The 18,031-nt window shown below is 72.5% G+C and carries 14 protein-coding genes; 6 read left to right on the forward strand and 8 right to left on the reverse strand.

Annotated elements, in window-relative coordinates; genetic code table 11:
• Positions 1 to 7 precede the first annotated feature (7 nt).
• Together ACFVYR_RS35375 and ACFVYR_RS35380 are read right to left on the reverse strand one after the other, a co-directional pair.
• Positions 8 to 1,468, reverse strand: a complete 1,461-nt coding sequence (locus tag ACFVYR_RS35375; RefSeq protein WP_384255370.1) for a condensation protein — start codon at positions 1,466 to 1,468, stop codon at positions 8 to 10.
• Positions 1,465 to 5,664, reverse strand: coding sequence for an alpha-(1->3)-arabinofuranosyltransferase family protein (locus tag ACFVYR_RS35380; RefSeq protein WP_384255372.1), 4,200 nt, complete (start codon positions 5,662 to 5,664; stop codon positions 1,465 to 1,467). Before ACFVYR_RS35380 ends, ACFVYR_RS35375 begins: the two co-directional genes overlap by 4 nt.
• On the opposite strand from ACFVYR_RS35380, the gene ACFVYR_RS35385 reads away from it, so the two are divergent.
• A complete protein-coding gene (locus ACFVYR_RS35385; RefSeq protein ID WP_384255375.1) occupies positions 5,651 to 5,824 on the forward strand; it encodes a hypothetical protein in 174 nt (57 codons plus the stop codon). The genes ACFVYR_RS35380 and ACFVYR_RS35385 overlap by 14 nt on opposite strands.
• On the opposite strand, the gene ACFVYR_RS35390 is transcribed toward ACFVYR_RS35385, so the two are convergent.
• The 3 genes from ACFVYR_RS35390 to ACFVYR_RS35400 all read right to left on the reverse strand — a co-directional run bounded on the left by ACFVYR_RS35390 (position 5,808) and on the right by ACFVYR_RS35400 (position 9,067).
• The gene (locus tag ACFVYR_RS35390; protein ID WP_384255377.1) at positions 5,808 to 6,527 is read right to left on the reverse strand and encodes a class I SAM-dependent methyltransferase; all 720 of its coding nucleotides are present in this window, start codon (positions 6,525 to 6,527) and stop codon (positions 5,808 to 5,810) included. The genes ACFVYR_RS35385 and ACFVYR_RS35390 overlap by 17 nt on opposite strands.
• Complete coding sequence (locus ACFVYR_RS35395) at positions 6,524 to 7,708, reverse strand: glycosyltransferase family 4 protein (RefSeq protein ID WP_384255379.1); 1,185 nt, start codon at positions 7,706 to 7,708, stop codon at positions 6,524 to 6,526. The genes ACFVYR_RS35390 and ACFVYR_RS35395 overlap by 4 nt, the downstream gene beginning before the upstream one ends.
• A gap of 321 nt (positions 7,709 to 8,029) precedes the next feature.
• Positions 8,030 to 9,067, reverse strand: coding sequence for a DUF3068 domain-containing protein (locus tag ACFVYR_RS35400; RefSeq protein WP_384255382.1), 1,038 nt, complete (start codon positions 9,065 to 9,067; stop codon positions 8,030 to 8,032).
• A gap of 236 nt (positions 9,068 to 9,303) precedes the next feature.
• Between ACFVYR_RS35400 and ACFVYR_RS35405 the strand changes: the two genes are divergently transcribed.
• The 3 genes from ACFVYR_RS35405 (at position 9,304) to ACFVYR_RS35415 (ending at position 11,635) form a co-directional block, all read left to right on the forward strand.
• Positions 9,304 to 9,450: a hypothetical protein gene (locus ACFVYR_RS35405; RefSeq protein WP_384255403.1), complete on the forward strand. Its 147-nt coding sequence runs from the start codon at positions 9,304 to 9,306 to the stop codon at positions 9,448 to 9,450.
• A 57-nt stretch (positions 9,451 to 9,507) separates the two neighbouring features.
• Positions 9,508 to 10,821 carry a helix-turn-helix domain-containing protein gene (locus ACFVYR_RS35410; RefSeq protein ID WP_384255401.1) on the forward strand — a complete coding sequence of 438 codons (1,314 nt, stop codon included), beginning with the start codon at positions 9,508 to 9,510 and terminating at the stop codon, positions 10,819 to 10,821.
• A 106-nt stretch (positions 10,822 to 10,927) separates the two neighbouring features.
• Positions 10,928 to 11,635 carry a hypothetical protein gene (locus ACFVYR_RS35415; protein WP_384255384.1) on the forward strand — a complete coding sequence of 236 codons (708 nt, stop codon included), beginning with the start codon at positions 10,928 to 10,930 and terminating at the stop codon, positions 11,633 to 11,635.
• A gap of 193 nt (positions 11,636 to 11,828) precedes the next feature.
• On the opposite strand, the gene ACFVYR_RS35420 is transcribed toward ACFVYR_RS35415, so the two are convergent.
• Positions 11,829 to 12,296, reverse strand: coding sequence for a MarR family winged helix-turn-helix transcriptional regulator (locus ACFVYR_RS35420; protein WP_384263447.1), 468 nt, complete (start codon positions 12,294 to 12,296; stop codon positions 11,829 to 11,831).
• 118 nt (positions 12,297 to 12,414) lie between these two features.
• Here ACFVYR_RS35420 and ACFVYR_RS35425 point away from each other — a divergent pair, with 118 nt between their 5' ends.
• Together ACFVYR_RS35425 and ACFVYR_RS35430 are read left to right on the forward strand one after the other, a co-directional pair.
• On the forward strand, positions 12,415 to 13,449 hold the full coding sequence (locus ACFVYR_RS35425; protein ID WP_384263449.1) for an NADP-dependent oxidoreductase: 1,035 nt from the start codon (positions 12,415 to 12,417) through the stop codon (positions 13,447 to 13,449).
• A gap of 119 nt (positions 13,450 to 13,568) precedes the next feature.
• Positions 13,569 to 13,997 carry an organic hydroperoxide resistance protein gene (locus tag ACFVYR_RS35430; protein WP_384263452.1) on the forward strand — a complete coding sequence of 143 codons (429 nt, stop codon included), beginning with the start codon at positions 13,569 to 13,571 and terminating at the stop codon, positions 13,995 to 13,997.
• Between the two features lie 93 nt (positions 13,998 to 14,090).
• Here the strand turns inward: ACFVYR_RS35430 and ACFVYR_RS35435 are convergent, their stop codons facing one another.
• Positions 14,091 to 15,251, reverse strand: a complete 1,161-nt coding sequence (locus ACFVYR_RS35435) for a serine hydrolase domain-containing protein (RefSeq protein WP_384263455.1) — start codon at positions 15,249 to 15,251, stop codon at positions 14,091 to 14,093.
• 87 nt (positions 15,252 to 15,338) lie between these two features.
• Positions 15,339 to 17,993: a M14 family zinc carboxypeptidase gene (locus ACFVYR_RS35440; RefSeq protein WP_384263457.1), complete on the reverse strand. Its 2,655-nt coding sequence runs from the start codon at positions 17,991 to 17,993 to the stop codon at positions 15,339 to 15,341.
• Positions 17,994 to 18,031: the final 38 nt, after the last annotated feature.

The raw sequence follows: 18,031 nt of genomic DNA on the forward strand, positions 1-18,031 counted from the left end.
GCGGTGGTCACTTGGGCTCCCCGGGGGTCCCGTGGGGTTCGGTGTGTTCCGTCGCGTGGAGGTAGTGCTCGAACAGGTCGCGCAGGTGCGCCCCGTCGCCGTGGCTGAGCAGCGTCCTCGACCAGCGCAGGGCCAGGTGCAGGCGGCCCGCAGTCGACGCCGTGGTCACGGTGAGCCCGCGGGGCAGCCTGGCCGGTGCCGAGAACCACACGGCGTGCGCGCGGCCCGCGTCACCGAAGTCCAGCGCGTACGGGACGCGGCCGATGTTGCTCAGGAGCGTGGTCGACGTCCAGGGCGCGGCGGCCCTGCGCAGACCGCGGGTGACGGCGGCCCTGAGGGTGACGGGCAGGACGGGCGCGGTCAGGAGCGCGGCGCCGTGGCCCAGCTGGGGGCGGGGCAGCGCCTTCAGGGCGCGGGTGCGGTCGGAGGTGCGGCGCAGGAGGTCGTGGATCGCCTCCGGGGTCCAGTCGCGGTGCGCCAACTCGTCCGCCGCGAAGGGCACTTCCACCAGGCGGGTGCCGTTGCCCATCGGCATGGTGGCGTCACGCGGGCGGTCGTCGACGGGCATCGTGATGCGGAAGGGGCGCGGGCGCGCTCCGTGTTCGCGGTTCCAGTGCGCGATCATCAGCGCGGTCGCCACCATGAGCTGGTCGTTCACCGTGAAGGGGGAGCCCTTGGGGCGGCGGGGCACGGGCAGCTCCGCCACCAGCATGCCGTTGCCGGGGGAGGGGTCGGGGGTGCCTTTCGCGACCCGGGCGGGGGGTGACCAGCCGGGTTTCGCGTCGGGTGGGGGTTCGGGGGTGGCGGCCTGGTCGGTGGGGGCGCGGGAGGGGGGCGCCGCGGGGGAGTTGTCCTGGCCGCCGTAGAGCTCGGCGGCGGTGGCGAGGACGCGTAGGCAGGCGGGGCCGTCCAGGGCCGTGTGGTTGATGGTGAGGAGCAGGACGGAGCGGGTGCCCTCGGCGGGGGCGGGTGCGTGGGGCTCTTGCGTCTCTGTGGGCCGGGCGGAAGTACCGGTGCGTCCCCGTGCGTCGGTCGCGCGGCCGTCCGTCGGCGGGGCGTCTGCCGCCACTATCACCTCCAGGCGGACGGGAGGTGATGTGGCCAGTGAGGGTGCCTCTGCCAGCGCTCTTTCGCGGGCCCGTTTGAGGGCGTCCGGTTCGGGGGCCGGGAAGGTGACGACTTCTGTGTCGGGGCCCGTCGTCAGTTCCCACTCGTAGCGGCGGCGGTACCAAGGGCCCCTGGCCTCCCGCATCAGGATGCGTGGGTGGCGGCGGAGGGCCTCGGTGAAGGCGGCCTTCAGGCGGGCCGGGTCCGGGGTGCCCGGAAGGTGCACCTCGATGTGCACGGTCTCCGGCTCCTCCTCCTGGAGGCAGTGCCGTGAGACCTCGTCGACGACGGGGAACGGTACGCGGGACGGCGGCCGCGCGGGGCCGCCCGCCCGTCGTGCCGGATGTTCCAGTGCGGTCATCGCTGGGTGCCTTCTCCTGTCGTGGACGTACGCCTGCGTCGGGGGAAGCGTGCCGTTCTGTGGCTCGGTGGCGCGGGGTCCGGCTGGGCGGCGGCGGGGCCGCGGGCCGAGACGGTCGGGCCCGCCTCGCCGGGTGGCGGGGGGTCCGTGGCGCGCTCGCGGCGGGGCAGCGGGGGCGTCGTCGGGGCGGGTGGCGGGCCGTACTCCAACGTATCCGTGACCCGTGGCTGTGTCTCGCGTACGGACACCAGCGCCGCGAACAGCGCGATGAGGGCGAGGAGTTGGGCCGGGTGGCCGAAGGTTCCCTCCTCGGGTGTGAAGGAGCCGCCCACGCCCGTCGCCGCCGCGATGCCCGCGCCGGCCATCGCGAGGAACGCGACCGGCACCAGGAGCGCGTGGCGCCACCGGGCGAGCAGCGCGAGGGCCGGGACCAGCAGGGCGAAGGGGCCCGCGATCACCGCGGCCACCAGCGTGAGCGCCACCGTGCCGAGCAGCAGGCCGGGGGCGGGCGGCGCGAGGGGCACGGCGTCCTGCTCCTTCTCGCGCCGCCACAGCACGGCCAGGGCGATCAGGACGAGTACGCCGACACCGGCCAGGATCAGGCCGATCTCGTAGATCTGCGACGGCTCGTAGGTGAGCTTGACGGTGCCGCCCTCGCCCTTGGGCACGAGCCAGCCCTGCTGCCAGCCGTCGAGCCGTACCGAGGTCAGCTCCTTGCCGTTGAGCTCGGCCTTCCAGCCGTCGTTCACGTTCTCGTACGTCGTGAGGTACGAGGCCGCTCCCGAGCCGACCGTGAGCTCGCGGCGGTCGCCGAGCCAGTCCTTGACCTTCAGCTCGCGCGAGGCGCTGTCGGCCGCGGCCGGCGTGCCGTGGGTCAGCGACGCGTCCATGACGGTCAGCGGGCCCGCGTCGCCCGTCTCCACGCTGTGCGCGCCCGCGCCCAGCCGGACCTCGGAGTCCTTCTTGCCGCGCCGGCAGAGCGTGATGTCGACGGGGCGCCGCTCGGTGAGGTCGCGGACCTTGCCCTTGGCGGCGGTCTGGTACAGCTCGCCGTCGATCGCCATGTTCGGGCCCTGGCCGCAGGGCAGCGAGAAGTCCGCGTCGGGCGCGGGCTGTGGGGTGCGGTACTTGTCGAGGGCCGGGACGTACACCTCGGTGAGGCCCACGGGGAGCTGGAGGTCGCTGTCCGCCAGCGGGTTGTGCACCGTCAGCGGGGCCGTCTCCGTGATGGTGATGTCCATCCGGTCGGTGGTGATCGGGGCGAAGCGGGCGTTGCCGTTCTCGTCGACGCCCGCGGTCGCCGCGCCGTCCGGGGAGCTGATCTCGATCTGCTCGGGGCGGGTGGAGATGCCGCCCGCCGCGGGCAGCACGATCTCGCCCACCGGCTGCTTGTCCGGCCACTTGAGGTGGATCACCGGGGTGTCGGAGCCCGCGATCCACCCCGTCGTCAGATCGCCGTCCGTGAGGTTGCGTGGCGACAGGGTGCTGCCGAGCTTCGCCGTGGAGTCCGCCGTGGCGATGATCTGCTGCTCCTGCTCGGGCGCCACCTTGTAGAGCAGGTCGTCGAGTTCGGCGCCCGGCACGGCCACCGCGCTCGCCTTGAACGTGTACGTGCCGTCGCCCGCCGTCGTGAACCGGCGGTGCAGGCCCGACTCGGCGTTCACCGGCGAGAGCGCGCTCGGGTCGGAGGAGCGGTGCAGCGCGTACGTCCTGGCGCCGGCGTCCGTGGACTTCTCCGCGTCCGTCGGGAGCTGGAGGAGCTTGGTGACGCGTACGCCCGGGATGCCGATCTCCGCGAAACCGGCGCCCGTCAGACCGGGGTGCGGCTCCTGGGTGTCCACAATCGTGATCTTGACCCAGCCCGTGCTGCCCGCGCGGGCCTTGATCCGCTGGGTCGTGCCGTTCGGCTGGAGGTTGCTGGTCACGCTGCCCCGCTCGCTCTCCACGCGCACCCGGGTCGGCGCGGACCGGGCGCCGTTCTGCGGCAGCGGCGTGACGCGGAAGGAAGCAGGAAGCGTGATTTTGGAGTTGAACTCCGCCTTGATCCATTCGCCGTCCGAGGAACCGGAGTTGCCCTCGGCCCATGCCGTGGCCGGGTTTCCGTCGAAGGCGTTCGCCGGGTCGTACTGCGGCAGGTGGAAGAACCAGTTGCCGTAGCTGGACGCCGAGACCGACTTGGCGCCGCGCAACTCCGCCGTCGTCTGGTGCTCGATGCCCTTGGTGGGCAGGATCTGGCGCGGCTTCCTGCCGGCGTCCTGCTGGGCGTCGACCGCGTTCCGCTCGTCGCGCCCGTACGTGTAGGAGGTGTTGGTGTTGACCACGCCGAAGCGGGTGTCGGCGCGGCGCAGGCCGTCACCGACCACCTGCCATCCCGGCGTGCCGACACCGGGGTGGTTGTCGCCGGTCAGGACGGCAGGACGGTCCCGCATCGAGGGGTCGGCGGAGAGCGGCAGCAGGGACTCGGGGCCGCCGCTGACGACCGCCGTGTTGGACACCGGCTTCAGGCCCGCCTGGCCGGGCCGCTCCGCGCCCTTGCCGGGGGCGTAGATCTCCACGGCGCGCTGGCGCGGATAGAGCCCCTCGATCTGGAGCGGGGTGTCCTCGGCGATCTTCCCGTCGGTCGTCGTCGGACCGAGGCCCGTCACCCGGCTGAAGCCCGACTCCTCCAGGGTGCGCTTCACGGTCGCGGACGGGACGTGGCCGACCTGGTCGGGGTCGAGGTCGTTGCGTACGACGACGTAGTAGAGGCCGGCGCGGGTCAGGTAGTCGCGCAGACCCGGGACTTCGCCGCCCGTCATCAGCGCCTGCTCGACCGCGTCCATCGCGCGGCGGTTGCCCCGCGCTCCGAACGGCACGTAGTCGCGCTGCGCCCAGCGCGAATCGGCGAGCACGTCCAGGGGCTGGTCGATGGGGGAGCCCCAGGTGTAGATGCCGTGCGCGGTCGCGGGGACGACCAGGGCGCGGGAGTCGGGGGAGTACTTCTCCAGCCAGTCGGCCGTCGCCTGCCAGTACGTCGGCAGCTTTTGGAACGAACCCGGCTGCAGGATCGAGCCGTTGAGGTACGGCCACGCCAGGCCGGGCAGGACGAGGACCGCGGCGATCAGCGGCGCGTACCGCCTGCCGCGCACCGGGCGCGCGCCGCGCGCCTGGGCGGCCACCCCCACCAGGTGCATCAGGCCGAAGGCGAGCGCGAGGGCGAGCCCCGTCTGGAACTTGTAGATGTTGCGGAAGGGGACGAGCCCGCCGTCCAGCCACGACTGGACGGTCCCGTGGAAGGGGGCGCCGAACGCGCCGCCGTACCCGGCCAGGGTGATCAGGGCGACGGACAGGACCGTCAGGACCAGCCAGCGCCGCTCCGGTAGATCGCGCCGGGCCAGGCCCGCGAGACCGAGCGCCGCGGCGAGCGCCGAGCAGACGACGGCCACCACGGCCGTCGCCACCGTCCAGCCCGCGGGCAGCCAGGCCTCGCCGAAGTGCAGGTACGCGACCCAGTTGCCGGCGCCGCGCAGCGTCTCCGTCGCCGACATCGTGCCCGTCGTGGTGGCCGAGTTCTCCACGTAGGGCAGGAAGTTCTCGCCGTAGATGCCGAGCATGAGCAGTGGCACGACCCACCAGGCGGTGGCGAGGACGACCCCGGGCACCCACCAGATGATCAGCTTCCGCTTGCGCGGGCCGCCCGGTCTGGAGAGGAGGTAGAGGGCCACGGGAAGCAGGGAGGCGAGCGTCGCCGCCGCGTTGACACCGCCCATGAACGGGATGATCAGCGCCGAGCGGCACGCGGCGAGGCGCGCGCTGATCCGCGCGTCGGTCAGCGGGAGCAGCACCCACGGCAGCACCGCGCCGGGCAGCACGGCGGCCGACGTCGACCCGATCACGATCGTGAACGTCGGCCACAGCGCGTACACCACCGCGCCGAGGAGCCTGCTGTGCCGGCTGCCGATGCCCAGGCGCTCGGCCAGGCGCATGGCGCCCCAGAACGCCACCGTCACGATCAGCGAGAGCCAGAGCCGCTCGGCGAGCCAGACCGGCAGGTGCACGAGCTTCGCCAGGCCGTAGAACGGCAGCATCGGGAAGACGTACCCGACGTACTGGTCCTGGATCCCGCCGAAGCCGCCCCGGTCGTGCCACAGCTGGCCCAGGTCGGAGAGGAACTGCCAGGGGTCGACGGTGACACCGAGCTTGGTGTCGAACGTCATCCGCCCCGGCTCCACCGCGAGGAACGCCAAGAACACCACGGCCCAGAACCCCAGCAACCAGCGCCGCGAGCGCGGCCCCCGCGAGGGTTCAGGGGCATCGGTCGTGGGCCGGACGGCCGCCGGGGGTGGGGCCTGGACCGTGGTCATGGACACCGCCTGAGGATGAGGAGGAGGTTCCAGGTCGCGACCTCGCGCACACCCGGCACCTTGGTGATCGCCCCGGCCAGGAACGGCCAGTAGCGCGAGCGCGCCGACACGACGTCCACGTCGGTGCGGGCCCGCACCTGGCGCAGGGTCGTACCGACGTGGTGCGCGAAGAGGTTCTCGCCCAGCGTGTGCTTCGCGGGCCTTCCGGTACGCCGCTCGTAGCGGACGCGGGCCCGCTCGGCGCCCAGGTAGTGCCAGGGCGCCCACTCGTGGCCGCCCCAGGGCGAGAGCCAGTTGGTGAACGAGACATAGATCAGCCCGCCCGGCCTTGTCACCCGGACCAGCTCGCTCAGGAACGTCTGCGGGTCGTCGACGTGCTCCAGGACGTTCGAGGAGAACGCGACGTCGGCGACCCCGTCCGCGAGCGGCAGCAGATACCCGTCGGCCACCACGGCACCCTCGGGCGGCTTGGCCCCCAACTCGTCCTGATCCGGCTCGAAGAGGAAGCACTGCGCGCCGCGCCGCCGGAACTCCTCGGTGAAGTAGCCGCCCCCGCCGCCGACGTCGACGACGACCCGGCCGCCGACCGGCCCGTACGCCTCGACCTGGTCGGCGGCGTCGCGGGCGAGGAGCGTGTAGCACCGCTCGGGCTCCCGCTGCTCGCGCAGGAAGGCCCTCAGGAGGGTGGCTGAACGGCGCAGCGAGGGGTCCTTCACGCAGCCCCCTGAGGTGCCGGGGGCCCGGCAGCCGCCAGGTGCGCGGCGGCCGCCTCGGCCGCCACCGCCTGGAACTGCCGCACCGTGTTGCCCCAGCGGAACCGGGAGGCCCGCTCGCCGGCGGCCTTGCCGAGCGCTCTGCGGCGCTCGGCGCTGAGGGCGAGGGTGCACCAGGCGGCGGCGAAGGAGCTCTCGCCCCGCGCGAGCAGGCCCGTCGCGCCGTCCTCTATGGAGTCGCGCACCCCCGGGACGTCGAAGCCGATCGAGGGCGTCGAGCGCGTCGCCGCCTCGGTGATGACGAGCCCCCAGCCCTCCACGGCCGACGGATGGAGCAGCATCCAGGCCTCGCAGAGCAGTCGGTGCTTCTCCGCCTCGGGGACGTGGCCCCTGAACTCGACGCCGGGGCCCGCGAGTTGTTCGAGTCGCCGCCTTTCGGGGCCGTCGCCCACGATCACGAGCCGGCCGCCCGTGACGGGCCTGACGCGCTCCCACAGCCGGAGCAGCAGATCGATCCGCTTGTACTCGACGAGCCGCCCCATCGCCAGGAAGAGCGGCTCGTCGGAGCGGGCGTGCAGCGGCCCCGGCTCCTCGACGCCGTTGTGCACGATCCGGATGCGTTCGCGCTCGACGCCGATCGCCCGCAGCGCCGTGGCCGTCGACGGCGAGACGGCCACCAGCAGATTGCCGCGCTGCGCCCCGGAGAGGGCCCAGTGCTCAAGCCGTCGGCCGAGCCGGGCGGCGGGGGCAAGCGCGCCCTGGAAGCGCATCCCCCATAAGTCGGTGTGTACGTGGTTGACCAGGCACAGGGTGGGCCCGCGATGCCAGAGCGGCGCCAGGTACGGCATGCCGTTGCAGACCTCGACGAGCAGGTCGCAGTCGCCGATCTGCCGGGTGAACGCGGAACGTGCCCGTAGGTAGTGACCCTTGTCGCTGCCCGCGGAGACCACGCGGTAGTCGCGGTACGCGGCGGGCCCGCCGCACAGCAACGTGACCTGATGGCCCTGTTTGCTGAGTCCGTCGGCGAGCCGGTCGACGAGGAGTTCGGAGCCGCCCGCGGCCGGATTGCCGAGGTCGCGGTGGGCGAGGAAGACGATCCGGCGCGGATGTGGGGGAGACGCCGGAGGGTGCTGCGCGGGGCGTGGGGCGGCCGAGCGCAGCGAGGACGGTACGTGCTGGGGCATACGTGCTCCAACTCGTCTCAGGGTGCGGAACTGTGGGGGGTCCGGTCGGGAGGAACGGTTTTGTGGGGTACTGCGGATGTTGCGGGTCTTGCGGGTCTTGCGGCTCTTGTAGGTCTTGCAGGCCTGCGGGGCGGTGGCTATGCGCGGGTGGTGCGGTGGCTGTGCGCGGGTGGTGCGGTGGCTGTGCGCGGGTGGTGCGGGGACTGCGCTCGGGTGGTGCGGGGACCGTGCTCGGGTGGGGGTGGACAGTTTTCGCCGCCCGGAACCGCGCGGCTACTCACCGAAGTGACAATTTCCGGGCTTTCGAGAGCTGATGCCGCATCACATCGTGGTCGACTGCAGGGCTGTCGGTGACGTCCCGGGATCCGGACTCCCCGGCTCCGCCGAACCGCGCCGCCGCCCTCCGGGACCGGGTGCCCCGTCGCCGCGCCGTCCGCGCACGACGAGCACGATTCCGGCCACCGCGAGCACTGCGCCCAGCACGGCCGCGCCGACCGGAAGCGTCTCGCCGACCAGCTTCAGCCGGCTGCTGTCGTCGTCGGCGAGCTTCACCTGGTCCTTCTGCGTGGCAGGCGTGAACGCGATCCGCTCACTGTCGAGCAGCACCGTCGAGTCCTTGCTCGACCCCGGCGCGCGCAGCGTCTTGCGGGGCCCGATGGCGGCGTAGATGATCCGGCCGGTGCGCTGGTCGGCGACGAGCTCGATGCCGTGGTTGGCGTAGTACTCGTCCGCGATGACCTGGCCCTGCTTCGGCCGGCCGACCAAGGTCCCCGGCACCTGACGCGTACCGGTCTTGGTGGGCCGCACGGTGGCCGTGAAGCGGAGCCCCTCGTACCCCTGGATCTTCTTCGTGCCCCGGTAGGTGAGCGGCACGGTCGCGCCCAGCGTGTTGTCCCACCAGCGGTAGGAGCGCTTCTCCACGTCGAAGGGGAACTTCAGGTAGGCCTCGCCCTCGAAGTACGGCTTCTCGCCGCAGCAGTGCACCGGCGCGTTCGTCCTCCGGTCGGTGACCCAGCGCTCCAGCGTCCACTGGAGCGAGTCGTGCGGGTCGGCCGCGGGCAGCGACTTGTCCGGATCGACGGACGTGGACACGTCCCAGACCGCCCGCCCGCTGTCCTCGCTGTCCGCCACGTCGCCGCGCACCTGCCGCGTGATGGTGAGGTTCTTGTCGTGGACGGTCTTGATCTTCTCCGTGTCGAAGTAGCTCCCCTTGCCCTTGAAGACGGTGATGGTGTCGATGTCCACCGGGGTGCGTTTCGCGCGTGGCTCGACGTACCAGGCCAGCATCGGCGCCAGAACCAGCAGGAACGCGCCGAGCCCGAGAAGGATCAGTGACAGGGGAGAGGCGGTGCGGCGCATGAGGTCACTCCTGGGCTGAGGCGGGAGAAGTGTTACCGAGCCGTATGGGCCGGGAACGTAAGCGCACCCTTGACGAAGTGTCAATGCGTTGCAGAGACTGGGGACTTGCCGGGTGGGGCCGGTACGGGCTGTGCGCCAGGGGCGACGCGGCCCGAGCCGCTCGGCCCGGCCGGGGGACTGTGCGACCGGGATGGGGACGACCTCCGACAGAGAGGCTGACCCTCACCATGCACCGATTGCTCGCCGCTTCACTCACCGTCGCCGCCGGGGCGCTGCTCGCCGTGGGCGCGGCGCTCGGCATCGTCGCCCTCCTCGACGCCACGCCGGACCAGCCGAACACGCCACTGGTGCATTACGAGGCACCGGCGACGCAGGGGCAGTGAGCGACCGTGGCCGCGACTGACACCCAGCCCGCCGAGACGGCCGTCGCCCCCGACCCCATGACCGCCGACGAGGACCCGGACCGCCCCACGGCCCGCTCCGCCTGGCGCGACGTGCCGCCGCGGCAGGTACGGGAGTTCGCCGCGCTCGCCATGGAGGAGGTGCCCGCGCTCGCCCAGGACATCCTGCGCGAGATCCGTGCCGAGTACCCCGGCCTACCCGTCGTCCGCGACGACTCGGGCGAGCCGATGGCGCTGATCGGCATCCGCCGCGCGCTGGAAGGTTTCGTCCAGCAGCTGGCGTCGCAGGAAGGGCGCCCGCGCTACCACCTGGAAGTGTTCCAGGAGTTCGGTCGCGGCGAGGGCCTGCACGGCCGCAGTCTCGACTCGCTCCAGGCGATCTACCGCCTGGGGGTACGCCTCGCCTGGCGGCGCCTCGCCGAGATCGGCCAGCAGATCGAGATCCCGCCGCCGGCCATGTACGAGCTCGCCGAGTCGGGCTTCGAGTACCTGGACGGCCTCGTCGACCAGTCAGTACGCGGATACGCGGAGGCGGCGGCGCGGGAGGCGGGCGAACGGCTTCGGCTGCAACGGAAGTTGATGGAGCTGCTGCTGACGGAGCGGCGTTCCGACACGGCGCCGGGAGCGCCGCACGGACCGCAGTCCGGGTCGTCCTCGGGATCCGGCTCGGCCTCCGGTACCGGAGCCGCGGCCTTCGGGCACGGCCTCGGCGAACGCGCCGCCCGCGTCGGCTGGCAACTGCCCGAACGCGTCGCCGTCGGCGTCCTGCTGCGCCCCGCTCGGGATGCCGTCGCGCCCGCTGTCGGGGCGGGCGTCCTGCTCGACATGGAGGCCGAGCAGCCCCGCATGGTGGTGCCGGACCCCGAGGCGGCCGGGCGGCCCGAGCTGCTGCGCCGCGCCATGGCGGGCTGGTCGGGCGCCATCGGCCCGCCCGTGGCGCTGGCCGACGCGGCGAAGTCGCTGCGCTGGGCGGAGGCCGCGGTACGGCTCATGGAGCGCGGCCTGCTGCCCGCCGGCGAGGTCCTGCACTGCACGCAGCACACCGAGGCGCTGGTGCTCCTGCAGCCCGAGGAGCTCATCGAGGACCTGGCCCGCCGCTGTCTGGCCCCACTGGACCACTGCGGGCCCGCCCACGGCCGCCGCCTCGCGGAGACCTTGCTCGCCTGGCTGGAGACCCGCGGCGGCGCCCCGGAGGTGGCGGCCCGCCTCGGCGTCCACCCCCAGACGGTGCGCTACCGCCTACGCCAGATCAGGGAACTCTGGGGTGACGAGATTGACGACCCGGACCGCCGGTTCGAACTTGAATTGGTGCTGCGGGCCCGCCGATTGCGGGGCCTTGTGGGCAGAACGTGACACCCGGACCCGACGTCCGACCGTGACCGGACCTTCCGATTCCGCACACAACCTTCACAGCGTCGACTTCCGCTCCCGCCGAGACGGCACCTAGCCTCCATGCCTCATGGACTACTGCCTCCCGTGCCGCAGGCACCTCAATGGCGCCCTCGCCTGCCCGGGGTGCGGAATTCCTGCCGAAGCGTGCCGGGCGTACGCGCGGTCGGCCGCCGCGCCCCCGGAGGAACCGGACGCCTGCGACGACGGGTACGAGGAGCCGTCCCCGCGCCCCCGCGGCCGCCGCAAGGAGCGCAGCCGCAGAGCGCACCGGCGCAGGCGCCGCAAGGTCCTCTTCATCACGGCGGGCCTGGCACTCGCAGCGGGCGGCCTGAGCCTGGCGGAGCTGGGTACGGAGGGGGCTACCGAGAGTCCCGTGCGGTCGTCCGCACCGGACGGCGACGTCGCAGGAGGCCCGTCCCCGACGGATTCCACGGGCCCCGACGGCGGCGCGGTCGGTGCGGCGGCGGTCGAGGACGTGGCGGCGCGGTCGGCGGCGCCCTCCGGGTCGGCGGCGGAGGCCGAGCGGCGGCGGGCGGAGGAGGAGCTGGCGAGACAGCGCGAGGCCGCGAACGGCGCCCAGGACGGACAGGGCAGGAACAGCAACGGCGAACAGGAAGACGCCCCGTCCCGCACCACCGCCCCCACCCAGGCCCCCCGCCCCGGCACCACGCCCCGCCCAACCGCCCCACCGGCCACCGAGCACCCCGCCCCGACGGGCCCCCCGGCCCCGACCCCCACCAAGACCTGCCACCGCTTCCTCTGGTGGTGCACGTAAGACCCGGCAAGCCACTCAGAGCCTGTCTTTGAACCCCCGTCGTCCGCGCGAAGCGCGGGCGCAGCGGTGTTCGGTGCGTGCGATCGGTGTGCGGAGTCCCAGGTCATGTGGCGGAGCCACCTGTCCTGGGGCTCCGTGCGCCGAGCGTGCGTGCCGGGCGCCGGGGCGCAGGCGGGGGTTCAAAGACAGGCTCTCAGCCCTCTTCGCCCAGCATCCTCCGCAAAAGCCCGCGCAAAGCGACCCGCTCGTCCCGGGACAGCTCGGCCAACGGCTCCCGCGCGAAGTGCAGGGACTCCCGCAGGCTACGGGCGACCTCGGCGCCCTCCTCCGTCGGCGCTGCCAGCTTCACGCGGCGGTCGGTCGCGTCGGGGCGCCGCTCGACGAGGCCGCGGGCCTCGAGGCGGTCCACGATCCCCGTGATGTTCGACGGCTCGCACTTCAACTTCTGCGCGATGCGACGCATAGGCATAGGTTCCAGGGAGAGCAGACCCAGTACGCGGGCCTGCGCCCCGGTCAGCGAATGCCCGGCCGCGGCCTCCTCGTACTCCTCGTGGTAGCGCGCCACGACCGAGCCGATGAGCTCGACCACCTCGAGCGTCAGCGGGTCGGCGCGGGGGGACGGGGTACCGGTCCCGGAGTTGCTGGACGTGCTGCTGGACATGTTCTTCAGGTTACCGGGTTACTTGACATCATGAAATATCCAGGAGCATGGTTGTTTCATGCTCTGAAGTATTTGTCGTACCGCCATCCATGGCACCGTCGTAGGAGGACACCCCCTCATGTCCGTCACCCCTGAGCAGCAGCTTCCCTCCGTCAGCCGCGAATGGCACCTCGTGCGGCGCCCCGAGGGCTGGCCGGTCCCGGAGGACTTCGCGCTGCGCGAGGCCCCCGTCGAGGCCCCGGCCGAGGGCCGCGTCCTGGTCCGCAACCTCTACTTCTCCGTGGACCCGTACATGCGGGGCCGGATGAACGACGTGAAGTCGTACGTGCCGCCGTTCCAGCTCGACCGCCCCATGGAGGGCGGCGCGGTCGGCGAGGTCGTCGCCTCGAACGCCGAGGGCTTCGCGGTCGGCGACCACGTCCTGCACTTCGCGGGCTGGCGCGAGTACGCCTCCGTCCCCGTCCAGCACGCCACCAAGGTCGACGCGCAGGCCGCGCCCCTCTCCGCGTACCTCGGCGTACTCGGCATGACGGGCCTGACCGCGTACGCCGGGCTCCTTGAGGTCGCCTCCTTCAAGGAGGGCGACGCGGTCTTCGTCTCCGGCGCCGCCGGTGCCGTCGGCGGTCAGGTCGGCCAGATCGCCAAGCTGAAGGGCGCCTCGCGCGTTGTCGGCTCGGCGGGCTCGGACGACAAGGTCAAGCTCCTCGTCGAGGAGTACGGCTTCGATGCGGCCTTCAACTACAAGGACGACAAGCCGGTCGCCGAGCAGCTCAAGGAGGTGGCCCCCGACGGCATCGACGTCTACTTCGACAACGTCGGCGGCGAGCACCTGGAAGCCGCCATCAGCCGTCTGAACGTGCACGGCCGCGTCACCATCTGCGGCATGATCGCCGGGTACAACGACACCGAGCCGACCCCGGCCCCGCGCAACCTCGCCCTGGTCATCGGCAAGCGCCTGCGCCTTCAGGGCATGCTCGTGCAGGACCACAACGACCTCCAGCCCGAGTTCGTGCGCGAGGTCGGCGCCTGGGTCCGCTCCGGCGAGCTCAAGTACAAGGAGACGGTTGTCGAGGGCGTGGAGAACGGCGTGGACGCATTCCTCGGCATGCTCCGCGGTGAGAACACCGGCAAGATGATCGTCTCCCTCGCCTGAGGGCCTGTGTGGCGTCCGCCGGGACGCCCGCCAGGCGACTTCCGGTATCCGATAACCTAATTCCACAAACCGTGGTTGTGGGCGCGCACCACGTCACATCTCAGGAGGAACAGGAACTCATGTCCATCCAGAAGATCGACGTCAAGTACACCGCCGTCGCCACCGCAGAGAACGGCCGTGACGGCCGCGTGGCCAGCGACGACGGCAAGCTCGACGTCGTCGTGAACCCGCCGAAGGAGATGGGTGGCAGCGGCGCGGGCACCAACCCCGAGCAGCTCTTCGCCGCCGGTTACAGCGCCTGCTTCCAGGGCGCCCTCGGCGTGGTCGCCCGCAAGGAGAACGCCGACATCTCCGGCTCGACCGTGACCGCCAAGGTCGGCATCGGCCAGAACGAGGCCGGCGGCTTCGGCCTGGAGGTCGCGATCACCGCCTCCATTCCGAACGTGGACGCGGCCACCGCGCAGTCCCTGGTCGAGAAGGCCCACCAGGTGTGCCCCTACTCGAACGCCACGCGCGGCAACATCAAGGTCGAGCTCTCGGTCGCCTGACCCGCTCGCCGTACGTACGACGAGGGCCGCACCCCGGAAGCAATCGGGGTGCGGCCCTCCGTCGTGCCTGCCTACGGGTGTCGCCCCAGGCGCTCAGCCCGCCGCGAGCGCCGCCTCGTGCACCACCCGGGCGAGCCGCTCGTTCTCCGGCGCCGAACCGCCGGGGAAGGCGTACCGCCGCCGCGCGTACCCGTAGGCGAGCCCGCTGCGCGGATCGGCGAACGCCTGGGAGCCGCCCGCGCCGCTGTGCCCGATCGAGCCCGCGCCGAGGAACGGGAACAGGGCCTCGGACGTGGCCTGGAAGCCGACCGCGAAGATCTTGTGCGCCTGCGACACCAGGTCGTACCCGACCGACTGGATCTGCCCGAACTCGGCGACCGTGTCCGCCGTGAGGAGCGCCTCGCCGCCCTCGACACCGGTGACGGCTGCCGCGTACATCCCGGCGAGGCCGCGCGCGGAGGCCACGCCGCCGACCGAGGCGGGGCCCTTCGCGCGTATCGCACGGGAGTTGGGCAGGGCCTGGAGGTCGGTGGGCCGAGCCGCGTTGCGGTTGAAGGCGATGGAGTTGAGGCTCTGCGGCCCCGTCGGCACCGACGCGAGGAGCGCCTGCTGCTCGGGCGTCGGGTCCATCGGCAGGACCGAGTGGAACCGGCTCTCGTGCTCCTCGGGCAGGCCGAGGAAGAAGTCGAGGCCGTGCGGTGCGCGCACCCGCTCCTCGTACACCTCTTGCAGGGCCCGGCCGGTGGCGCGGAACACCACCTCGCCGGAGAGCGCCCCGATGGCGAGGGCGTGGTAGCCGAAGGCGGTGCCGGGGCGCCAGTACGGGCGCTGCGCGGCCAGCCGCTCGGCGATCGCCCGGTCGTCGGCGAGTTCCTCGGGCGAGAAGCCGGTGTCCGCGCCCACCACGCCCGCCCGGTGCGCGAGCAGTTCGCGCAGGGTCACCGCGCCCTTGCCCCCGGCGGCGAACTCCGGCCAGTAGTGGGCGACTTCGCGGTCCAGATCGAGCGTGCCGTCCTGGACGAGCAGGGCGACGACGAGATGGGCCGCACCCTTGGTGGACGAGTACACCCCGTACAGCGTGTCCGCGTCCGTGTCGGGGCCGGCCCACAGGTCGACGACCTTGCGGCCCTTGACGTACGCGGCCAGCTGCCCGGCGTAGCGGGGGTCCTCGGCGGCGAGGACGGCGGTGAACTCGTCGCGCACGGTCTCGTAACCGTCGGCGACAGTGCCCTGCACTCGGATCTCACGGGTCATACGGGATGGCCTCCGGGGGCGCGTCGGAAAATGATCTGTGTCCGCTCAACCGCCGCGCCGCCGGAACTCATTCCCGCTGGTCCCCGCCTACCGGCGAACGCTCAGCAAAGCCTGCCCGATTTGCGAGAACATCCCCTTCGGGTGGTCGCGGAAGAGCGGCTCCGTGCCGAAGAGCACCACGTTCGCGCCGCCCGCCGATCCGCTGACGACCGAGGCCTGGCCCGCGGCGTCGGCGGGTCCTCCGGAGCCGTCGTCCAGCGCCCGCCAGTGCCCGGACAGCAGGGGGTTTCCGCTGCCGTACCTCTGCTCCACGCGCACCCCGGGGCCGAGGTCGGTGAACCACATCGGCGCGTAGACGAAGCTGTGGTCCGGCGCCCCGCCGGTCACCGCCCCGCCGGTCACCCTGCCGCCGCCCGTGTTGGCCACGCGGACCACGCCGTTGGCGTCGCCGTTGCCCTCGACGGGCTCGGCGGCGAGCAGCTTCGCGTCGGCGTTCAGCGCGGCCCCGACGGCTCCCCGCCCGACGAGCCCGCCGCCCCCGGCGAGGAACCGGTCGAGGCCGGCCCTGGCCGCCGGATTCAGCTTGCCGCGGTCGAGTCCGGCCGACACGAAGAGCACGTCCGCCTTCCTCCAGTCGAAGCCGGAGTTGAGCACGGCGGTCGACACGGGCACCACGTCGAAGTCCATCTCCCGCAGCGCGAACAGCTCGCCCGGCGTGACGGCCGCGGCGACCCGTGTGCGGTGCAGGGCGGCGCCGCCCCGGGCTCTGGCGGCCTCGAAAGCCACGTCGTACTTCCGTGCGGCGGCGGTCGCGGCACGGCGCGCGGACGACGGCAGGACGGCGTTGCCCTCGCGGTCACGGCGTACCGGAATGCCCTGCGAGAGAAGGGAGTTGAGGGCTTCGAACTCGCGCGGGTCGTCCAGTCGCAGCCGCAGGTCGCCGTGTGGCGCCACCCGGCCGATCCGCGTCGCCGCGCGTACCGGCCGCGTGTGGACGCCGCGCAGGTCACCGTCCTGGACCACGTCGACGCTCGCGCCCCAGAGGCGCCCGAGGCTCCACCCCGAGATGTCGTACATCGTCGACACCTTGTCGCTGATGTCCCGCCCGTCGGCCAGCATCACATTGGCCAGGCCCCGCTTCGGCTGGTGCATGTCGACGACGTACGAGCCCTTCGGGTACGTCCGTCCGCCTAGCCGGAAGCCGCGCCCCACCCGCTCCACCCGCACGTCGTTGGCGACCAGATGGTCCACGAGCCGCGCCGCGGCCGCCGCCGAACGCTGGCGGCCCCCGCTCGCCGGAATCACGTACGCGCGCGGGAACTTGGTCGTGTACACGTCCTCGGGGCCGATCCCCGGCACCCCCGGAACCGTCTCCTCCGACACCGGCACCTGCTCGGCACCGGCCGCGCCCCGCCGGAAGACCTCGATCTGGTCGGCGATCACCGAGCGGCGGTGGCTGTCGGTGTAGGCGAGGGTGGCGCGCATCGCGGCGCCCGCGATGTCGACGTTGACGGCGGCCCTGCGCCGGAGCTCCGCGACGGGCTGCGTCTCGTACTCCTCGTTGTTCACCTGCATCGGGAACTCGATGGTGTGCGTGGCGACCGCGCCGTGGAAGGGCAGGTACTGCGGGGTGAAGATCGGCGGCCAGTCGTCCCAGCCCTCCTGCTGGTCGCGGAAGGGGATGACGGGCGGCTTCACGCCGTCCTTCTCCTCGGTGTAGCCGAGGCCCTTGATGGCGGCCTCCATGCCGAGGGCGTTGGCGTAGGCATTCTTGAGGAAGAGGTCGTACTCGTAGTTCTCGCCGTGCGGGGGAGTGGTCGGCTCGATCAGTGTGCCGTTGACGTATCCGTGCAGGTCGATCATGACGGCGGGCTGCTTGGCGACGGCGATCCGCCGGATCGCGCGGGACTCGGGCTGCGAGGCGGTGATGAAGTCGCGGTTGAGGTCGAAGCCGCCCGCGTTGGCGCGGGTGCCGGCGATGCGGCCGTCGGGGTTGCTGGTGACGTTGAAGTAGAGGCGGTTGTGCGCGAGCAGGTCCCGGCTCTTCTCGTCCTTCGCCCTCGCCAGCCTCTCGATGAGCTTCAGGGCGGCGTCGGTGCCCTCCCACTCGTTGCCGTGGATGTTGTTGTTGATGAAGACGGGCGTCTTGTACGAGGACTTGATCGCATGGTCGTGGGCGGCGGCCCGCGGCGCGTTCTCGATGCGCTCGCGCATCCGCGCCTGCCGGGCCGTCTCGCGCGCGGACTCGGGCGCGGTGACGGTCACGAGGTAGAGCTGGTGACCGCCCGCGGAGCGGCCCGCGATCTCCACGCTGACGCGGTCGCCGATGCGTTGCAGGGCGTTCAGCTTCGGGGCTATGCCGTGGTACGGCGTGAGCCCCAGTTTTATCGATTTGTCGGCCGGGTTCTCCGGGGGCGCGGTGAGCCTCCGCTCGCGCGGGTAGCCGCGGCCGTTGTCGCTGCCGAGCTTGTCGCTGCCGATCTCGTCGGTCCCGGGCCCGTTGCTGCCGGGGCCGGGGGACCGCGTATCGGCGAGGGCGCGTTCGGCGGCTTCCGCCGGGGCGTCGGCGGCCCGTTCGGCGCCGGTCGGTGAGCCCTCACGGACGACCGGACGCGGCGTCGGACCGGCAACCGCGCTGCCCGGGGCGAGCGCGGTGAGGACCAGGGCGCCCGCGGTGACGGCGGTGATGGCGGTGACGGCGGTGGTGAGCGATACGGTGCTCGACGGCCGGGATATACCCATACGTACCTCCGGGGGATCGGTATGCGAGGTCTTACCGG

The sequence above is a fragment of the Streptomyces sp. NPDC058284 genome (assembly GCF_042881135.1).
GTDB lineage: Bacteria > Actinomycetota > Actinomycetes > Streptomycetales > Streptomycetaceae > Streptomyces.

Coding starts and splice junctions, on each gene's coding strand:
- ACFVYR_RS35420 (WP_384263447.1), bottom strand. CDS start 12,296: ATGTCCAGCAGCACGTCCAGCAACTCCGGGACCGGTACCCCGTCCCCC.
- ACFVYR_RS35410 (WP_384255401.1), top strand. CDS start 9,508: ATGACCGCCGACGAGGACCCGGACCGCCCCACGGCCCGCTCCGCCTGG.
- ACFVYR_RS35395 (WP_384255379.1), bottom strand. CDS start 7,708: ATGCCCCAGCACGTACCGTCCTCGCTGCGCTCGGCCGCCCCACGCCCC.
- ACFVYR_RS35375 (WP_384255370.1), bottom strand. CDS start 1,468: ATGACCGCACTGGAACATCCGGCACGACGGGCGGGCGGCCCCGCGCGG.
- ACFVYR_RS35440 (WP_384263457.1), bottom strand. CDS start 17,993: ATGGGTATATCCCGGCCGTCGAGCACCGTATCGCTCACCACCGCCGTC.
- ACFVYR_RS35425 (WP_384263449.1), top strand. CDS start 12,415: ATGTCCGTCACCCCTGAGCAGCAGCTTCCCTCCGTCAGCCGCGAATGG.
- ACFVYR_RS35400 (WP_384255382.1), bottom strand. CDS start 9,067: ATGCGCCGCACCGCCTCTCCCCTGTCACTGATCCTTCTCGGGCTCGGC.
- ACFVYR_RS35415 (WP_384255384.1), top strand. CDS start 10,928: ATGGACTACTGCCTCCCGTGCCGCAGGCACCTCAATGGCGCCCTCGCC.
- ACFVYR_RS35435 (WP_384263455.1), bottom strand. CDS start 15,251: ATGACCCGTGAGATCCGAGTGCAGGGCACTGTCGCCGACGGTTACGAG.
- ACFVYR_RS35380 (WP_384255372.1), bottom strand. CDS start 5,664: ATGACGTTCGACACCAAGCTCGGTGTCACCGTCGACCCCTGGCAGTTC.
- ACFVYR_RS35430 (WP_384263452.1), top strand. CDS start 13,569: ATGTCCATCCAGAAGATCGACGTCAAGTACACCGCCGTCGCCACCGCA.